The sequence below is a fragment of the Protofrankia sp. CiP1_Cm_nod3 genome (assembly GCF_982290655.1).
This window is the reverse complement of sequence record NZ_CEVIVD010000209.1, coordinates 1-6,181: the sequence shown is the minus strand read 5'-3', so window position 1 is coordinate 6,181 and position 6,181 is coordinate 1. Positions and strand designations below refer to the sequence as shown.

Annotated in this window: 5 protein-coding genes and 1 pseudogene; 4 read left to right on the top strand and 2 right to left on the bottom strand. The window is 74.0% G+C overall.

Features of this window, described 5'->3' with window-relative positions:
• The first annotated feature begins 124 nt into the window (after positions 1 to 124).
• The 4 genes from AC5LUJ_RS22815 to AC5LUJ_RS22800 all read left to right on the top strand — a co-directional run bounded on the left by AC5LUJ_RS22815 (position 125) and on the right by AC5LUJ_RS22800 (position 4,763).
• Positions 125 to 832 carry a class I SAM-dependent methyltransferase gene (locus AC5LUJ_RS22815; protein ID WP_493465723.1) on the top strand — a complete coding sequence of 236 codons (708 nt, stop codon included), beginning with the start codon at positions 125 to 127 and terminating at the stop codon, positions 830 to 832.
• Between the two features lie 129 nt (positions 833 to 961).
• The gene (locus AC5LUJ_RS22810; protein WP_493465722.1) at positions 962 to 2,101 is read left to right on the top strand and encodes a glycosyltransferase family 4 protein; all 1,140 of its coding nucleotides are present in this window, start codon (positions 962 to 964) and stop codon (positions 2,099 to 2,101) included.
• A 165-nt stretch (positions 2,102 to 2,266) separates the two neighbouring features.
• Complete coding sequence (locus AC5LUJ_RS22805) at positions 2,267 to 3,394, top strand: glycosyltransferase family 4 protein (RefSeq protein ID WP_250290223.1); 1,128 nt, start codon at positions 2,267 to 2,269, stop codon at positions 3,392 to 3,394.
• A gap of 94 nt (positions 3,395 to 3,488) precedes the next feature.
• On the top strand, positions 3,489 to 4,763 hold the full coding sequence (locus tag AC5LUJ_RS22800) for a glycosyltransferase family 2 protein (protein ID WP_250290224.1): 1,275 nt from the start codon (positions 3,489 to 3,491) through the stop codon (positions 4,761 to 4,763).
• A 3-nt stretch (positions 4,764 to 4,766) separates the two neighbouring features.
• On the opposite strand, the gene AC5LUJ_RS22795 is transcribed toward AC5LUJ_RS22800, so the two are convergent.
• Both AC5LUJ_RS22795 and AC5LUJ_RS22790 read right to left on the bottom strand, forming a co-directional pair.
• The gene (locus AC5LUJ_RS22795) at positions 4,767 to 5,354 is read right to left on the bottom strand and encodes a Uma2 family endonuclease (RefSeq protein ID WP_250290227.1); all 588 of its coding nucleotides are present in this window, start codon (positions 5,352 to 5,354) and stop codon (positions 4,767 to 4,769) included.
• A gap of 108 nt (positions 5,355 to 5,462) precedes the next feature.
• Positions 5,463 to 6,181, bottom strand: a pseudogene (locus tag AC5LUJ_RS22790) (NAD-glutamate dehydrogenase domain-containing protein); the annotation flags it as partial.

The window sequence follows — 6,181 nt, the reverse complement described above, 5'->3', positions numbered from 1 at the left end:
GGTTGGGGCGGGGCAGACTGTCGTTCATGACGTGGGTGGCGGTGAGACGCGGAAGCGGGCGGTCGCGAAAGGCGTGGCTGCGAAAGGCGTGGCGGTGAAGGGGCCGGCCGCGAAAGGCGCGACGGTGGGCCTGCTGCGGGATCAGGCGCTGGCGTACACCGGGCATCAGGTGCACGTCATGCGCCGCCGGGAGGCCGGCACGCTGCTGGCCTGGGCTGGTGAGCTGGCCGGGCGGACCGTCCTGGACGTCGCCGGCGGTGACGGGTACTGGGCCGGCCAGGCGGTGCGCCGCGGGGCGCGGGCGGTCTGCCTCGACCTCGCCCGCGGCAAGCTGGAGTTCGGCCGCCGGCTGCGCGGGCGTCCCTCGCTCGTCGAGGGGGACGCGCTGGCGCTGCCGTTCGCCGACGCCTCCTTCGACGTGGTGCTGTCGGTCTGTGCGATCGAGCACTTCGACGACGGGCCGGCCGCGCTCACCGAGATGACGCGGGTGCTCAGACCGGGCGGGGACCTTGTCATGTCCGCGGACGCCCTCACCCGCGCCGACGAGTGGCCGGCGCTGTTCGCCCGGCACCGGCAGCGCTACCACGTCCAACAGACCTACACCGGCGACCAGCTGGCGAAACTGCTCGACGAGCGCGGCCTGACGGTGGTGCGCCAGACCTACATGTTCCGCTCGCGGCGGGCCGAGCGGCTGTACCTGACGCTGTCGGCGAAGGGCGGCCGGGCCGGCTGGAACGCGGCGGCCCCGCTGTCACCGGTCGTCGCCCTGTCCGACCGGCGTACCCCGGACGGCCACGGCAGCGTGGTGCTGCTCCACGCCCGCAAACGGTAACCACGCCCGGTTCGCGGCGGACGCCGGCCACGACCGGCACCGGCTGTGATCGGCACCGGCTGTGACCGGCACCGCCACCACACCACCGGCAGTTACCGGGCCGGCTTCTCCCGAGGAAGATGGTTCGTCGTGCGGGTTGGATTTCTCGTCGACCAGATGCTGGCGCCGGTGCCCGGGGGGACGGGGCGGTACTCGGCGGAGCTCGCCGCCGCGCTCGCGCGGACGGCGCGGCCGGGTGAGACCGTCATCGGCTGGTGCGCCTGGCGCCCGGAGGCCGCCGTCGCCGCCGCGGCCGTGCCGGGCGTCCTCGGCCCCATCCGGCTGCCGCTGCCCCGCCAGGGGCTGGCCGCCGCCTGGCAGCGCGGCCACGGCCCGGCGCCGACAGGAGTGGACGTCGTCCACGCCCCCACCCTGCTCGTCCCGCCCCGGCGGCCGGGGGTGCCGCTGGTCGTCACCGTCCACGACGCCGTGCCGTGGACCCACCCGCACACCCTCACCCCGCACGGCGCCCGCTGGCACCGGCGGATGGGCGTCCGGGTCGCCCGCCACGCCGACGCCGTGATCGTCCCCACCAGGGCCGTCGCGGCCGGCCTGCGGGCCTGTCTGCCGATCCCGGCCGAGCGGCTGCACGTCGTCGGGGAGGGGGTGAGCGAGGCGGTCGGGCAGGTCCCGGCGGACGCCGCCGCCCGCGCCGGGCGCCTCGGCCTGCCCGCCGGCGGCTATCTACTCACCCTCGCCACCCTGGAGCCGCGCAAGGGCCTGGAGACGGTGCTCGCCGCGCTGCGCGACCCGGCCGCGCCCGGCCTGCCACTGGTGCACGTCGGCGCGCCGGGCTGGGGCGGGCTGGACCTGCGGGCCGAGGCCACCCGCCTCGGCCTCGAGCCGGCCCGGCTGCGGCTGCTCGGCCGGCTGGACGACGCCGACCTCGCGGTCGTGCTGTCGCGGGCCACCGCGCTGCTCGCGCCGAGCCGTTCGGAGGGCTTCGGGCTGCCGGTCGTCGAGGCGATGGCCCACGGTGTCCCCGTGATCGCCTCTGACATTCCCGCGTTCGTCGAGGTCGGCGGGCCCGCGATCGTGACCGTCGCGGTCGGCGACGCCGCCGCGCTGGCCCGCGCCGTCACGTCCGTTGTTGGTGACACAGAGTTACATCGTCGGCTGAGCGTGGACGGGCGAGCGAGAGCGGCGGCATTTACCTGGAACGGGGCAGCGGAATCGGTCTGGTCCCTTTACCGTCGACTTAGCGGCTCTCGGGAGTTCTCGACGGGGTGACTCTCAGGATCCGGTGCGGGCGTAGGCTTGCCTGCGGACCGAGGTCGACGTGATCGGCAGTACCGGGCGGGTCGGGGGCGACCCGCCGGGGGACGGCTTCACGCGGCGTCGGTGGTCTCGAAGAACCTAGCGGTGAGTAACACGCCGCCAGTCGGAAGGAGCGCCGTGTCTCCCCGGGTGCTCGTCGACGCCACAGCGGTTCCAGCCGACCGTGGTGGCGTCGGTCGTTATGTCGACGGGCTGGTGGCGGCCTTGGATGCGGCTGGCGCCGACCTCGCCCTGGTCTGTCAACGATCGGACTACGAGCGGTACGGCCGGATGGCCCCGCACGCCAACGTGGTGGCCGGGCCAGCGGCGATCGCCCACCGGCCCGCCCGGCTGGCCTGGGAACAGACCGGGCTGCCGCTGGTCGCCTACCAGGTCGGCGCACAGGTCATCCATTCGCCGCACTACACCATGCCGTTGCGTACCTCCCAGCCGGTGTGCGTGACCATCCACGATGTCACGTTCTTCACAGAGCCGGAGATGCACACCGCCGTGAAGGGAACGTTCTTCCGGTCGGCGATGCGTACCGCCGTGCGCAAGGCAAACCGGATCATCGTCCCGTCCAAGGCCACCCGGGACGAGCTCATCCGGGTCCTCGACGGCGACTCGACCACGACCGACGTCGCCTACCACGGGGTGGAGACCGCGACCTTCCACCCGCCGACGGAGGAGGACAAGCGCCGGGTGCGGCTGCGGCTCGGCCTCGGGGACAGCCGGTACGTCGCCTTCCTCGGGATGCTCGAGCCGCGCAAGAACGTCCCGAACCTGATCCGTGGCTGGGCCGAGGCCGTACACGACCGGGTGGCCCCGCCCGCGCTGGTGCTCGCCGGCGGCTCGGGCTGGGACGACGACGTGGACGCGGCGGTCGCCTCGGTGCCGTCCCACCTGAAGGTCGTCCGGCCCGGCTACCTGCGCTTCTCCGACCTGCCCGGGTATCTCGGCGGGGCGTCGCTGGTCGCCTACCCGTCCCACGGGGAGGGTTTCGGGCTGCCGGTGCTGGAGGCGATGGCCTGCGGCGCGCCGGTGCTGACGACCCCCCGGCTGTCCCTGCCGGAGGTCGGCGGTGACGCCGTCGCCTACACCCAGCCCGACGTCGACTCGATCGCCCGGGAGATGAGCGCGCTGCTCGACGACGCACCGCGGCGCGAGTCGCTGGCGCAGGCCGGTCTCGCCCGGGCCCGGGAGTTCACCTGGGCGGCGAGCGCCGAGGCGCACCTGGCGAGCTACGCGCGGGCCGCCGCGTCCTGACCCCGACAGCCGGCCGCGGCACCGCCAGTGGCATCCTGACCCGGGTGCGGCAATCACCTGTGCATCCGGCGAGCGGGGACGAAGAGGGCGGTCAGTGAGCGCACAGCACAACAGCGCACGGAACGAGGCGGCATCGACACAGCCGGCGTCGCGGTCGCGGCCGGCATCGGCGTCATCGCGGCCAGCGTCGCGGCCAGCGTCGCGGCAGCCGTCGTCGCCGTCGGACGGTGAGTCGCCGTCCGACGGTAAGCCGGACGGCCCGGCCGCCGCGGACACCCGGCCGCACCTGCGGGTGGTGGTGGTGGCGTTCCACTCCGGGCAGGTGCTCGGCCCCTTCCTGGACTCCCTGGCCAAGGCCACGTCGCTGCCCTACGAGGTCGTCGTGGTGGACAACTCCCCGGCGCTGGACGCGGGCACGGCCGCCGCCGCCGGACGCGACGAGGTCCGCCTGCTGCGCACCGGGCGCAACCTCGGCTACGGGACGGCGGTCAACCGCGGCGCGGCCGGCAGCGCCGCGCCGTGGCTGGTGGTGGCCAACCCCGACATCACGTTCACGCCGGGGTCGCTCGACGAGCTGCTGGCGGCGTCCGGACGCTGGCCGGGCGCCGGCGCCTTCGGCCCGGCGATCACCAATCCGGGTGGCGTGCTCTACCCGTCGGCCCGTGAGCTGCCGTCCCTGCGGCGGGGGATCGGTCACGCCCTGTTCGGCTGGTGCTGGCCGACGAACCCGTGGACGACGGCCTACCGCCGCGAGCGCGGCGTGCTGGTCGAGACGACCGCCGGCTGGCTGTCCGGGGCGTGCCAGGTGCTGCGGCGCCAGGCGTTCGAGACGGTCGACGGGTTCGACGAGACGTACTTCATGTTCATGGAGGACGTCGACCTCGGCCGCCGGCTCGGCCTGCTCGGCTGGCAGCGGGTCTACGTGCCGACCGCGGTCGTGGAGCATCTCGGCGGCCACTCGACGAGGCGGTCCTCCCGCCGCATGGTCGTCGCCCACCACCGCAGCATGTTCCGCTACCTGTCCCGGCAGTACCCGGACGCGCGCCACCTGCCGCTGCGAATCCTGCTCGGGCTGGGGCTCGCCCTGCGCCTGTTGGCGGCCGTGGCGTTCGCCGACAACAGCGCCGGCGCCCGCGCGACCCGCTCCGCCGACGCCCTCCCGCCTCGCGGCACCGACCCGCCTCGCGGCACCGACCCGCCTCGCGGCACCGACCCGTCCCGAAGCACCGAACCCGCCCAGAACGAGGCACCGGCCCGTGACACAGAGCCCGCCCGTGACGCGGACGCGGTCCGGACCGCTGACCCTGCCCACGCGCGGTCCTGGTCCGAACCCGCGCCCGAACCAGGGCCGGTCACCGCGTCGCGGTGAGTTCTAGGAGAAGTCCAGCAGGTCGGACAGGGGGAACGAGATCGGGAACGGGTCCTCGAGCTTGACGGTGCCGTCTCCGCTGAACGCCAGGGGGGCTCCGTAACGCCCCTGGTCGGTGGCGACGCGGAGCACCTGGAGGCGGGGTTCGGGGTCGAAGTCGACGATCCAGTACTGGGGGATACCGGCGAGCGCGTACTCGGTGACCTTGCGTCCCCGGTCCTCGCGTTCGCTGCCGGAGCCGCGGGAGACGACTTCGACCGCCAGGAGCACGTCCGCCCCGTGGTAGAGCGAGCGGCCGAGCCTGCGGGCGCTGCTGGCGGCGGTCGCGTCGATCACGGCAACGTCGGGCTTGCGCGCGCCCGCGGGCGTGGCGATGTCCATGGGTGCCTGGACGTAGACCCGAGCCTTCGCGTCCTCGGCGGCGCGTTCCAGGATCCGGCTCAGCCGCCTGGCGAGAAAGTCGTGACGTGTACTGGGCGCCAACTCGATCAACCAGCCATCGACGAGCTCGAAGGACCGGCCAGCATCGGGCAGCCCGTGCAGATCCTCGACGGTGTAGGGCCCGTAGCCGTAGTCGTAGTCGACACTCACTGGCTCCTGTCCTCTCCTAAGGCGGCAGCCATCGCAACCATGAGGTTAGTCCTTCAGCCCGCGTGAACTCTCGCCGACTACGATCATGACATGTGGTGGTCGGGGGGCTCAGCGGCCTGGGATGAGCTCGTTCAGGCGGCTGGCCACGACGGAGATCATGGCGCTGGTGAGGCGGGGAGCCGCTGTCGCCTCCTCGACGATGGCGCGTACCCGGTCCGCCCGGGCACCGGTGGTGAGCCGTTCGACGGCCGCGTCCAGGTCGGGCTCGGACGCCGCCATGGCGGCCTCGGTCAGCGCCGAGCGGGCCCGGGCGACGTCCGCCCGCAGCGCCGCGGCGGCCATGTGCTCCCAGCGTGACTGACCGGGCGGCTGCGCGCCGCGGCCGATCAGGTGCGCCAGGCCGAGGCGGCCGAGCCCCAGCCTCGTCCCGATGGCGGTGTGGATGTGCAGCACGTCACTCGGCTCAAGGTCGTTACGCAGCGCGACGTCGACGATGTCCAGCGCCGGGCTCATCGCGTCGAGCCAGGCGACGCGTTCGGCCAGCCGGGCGGGCAGGCCGCGTTCGTAGAGCTGTTCGGCGAACCGCAGGACGGCGGTCAGCTCCTGGTCGGAGCCGACGGTGGCGAGCACGGTGGGCAGTGCCGCGGCGACCTCGGCCATCCCCTCGGCGTAGCGGGTGGTCTCGGCGGTGATGTCCAGCGGTGACCGGCGGGAGCGCAGCAGCCACAGCGCGGCCTCCTCCTGGACGAAATGGCAGTGCAACAGGGCCTCGGCGGCCGGGTCGGTGGAACCCACGGCCGGGCGCGGACGGCCCTGTTGCACTGCCA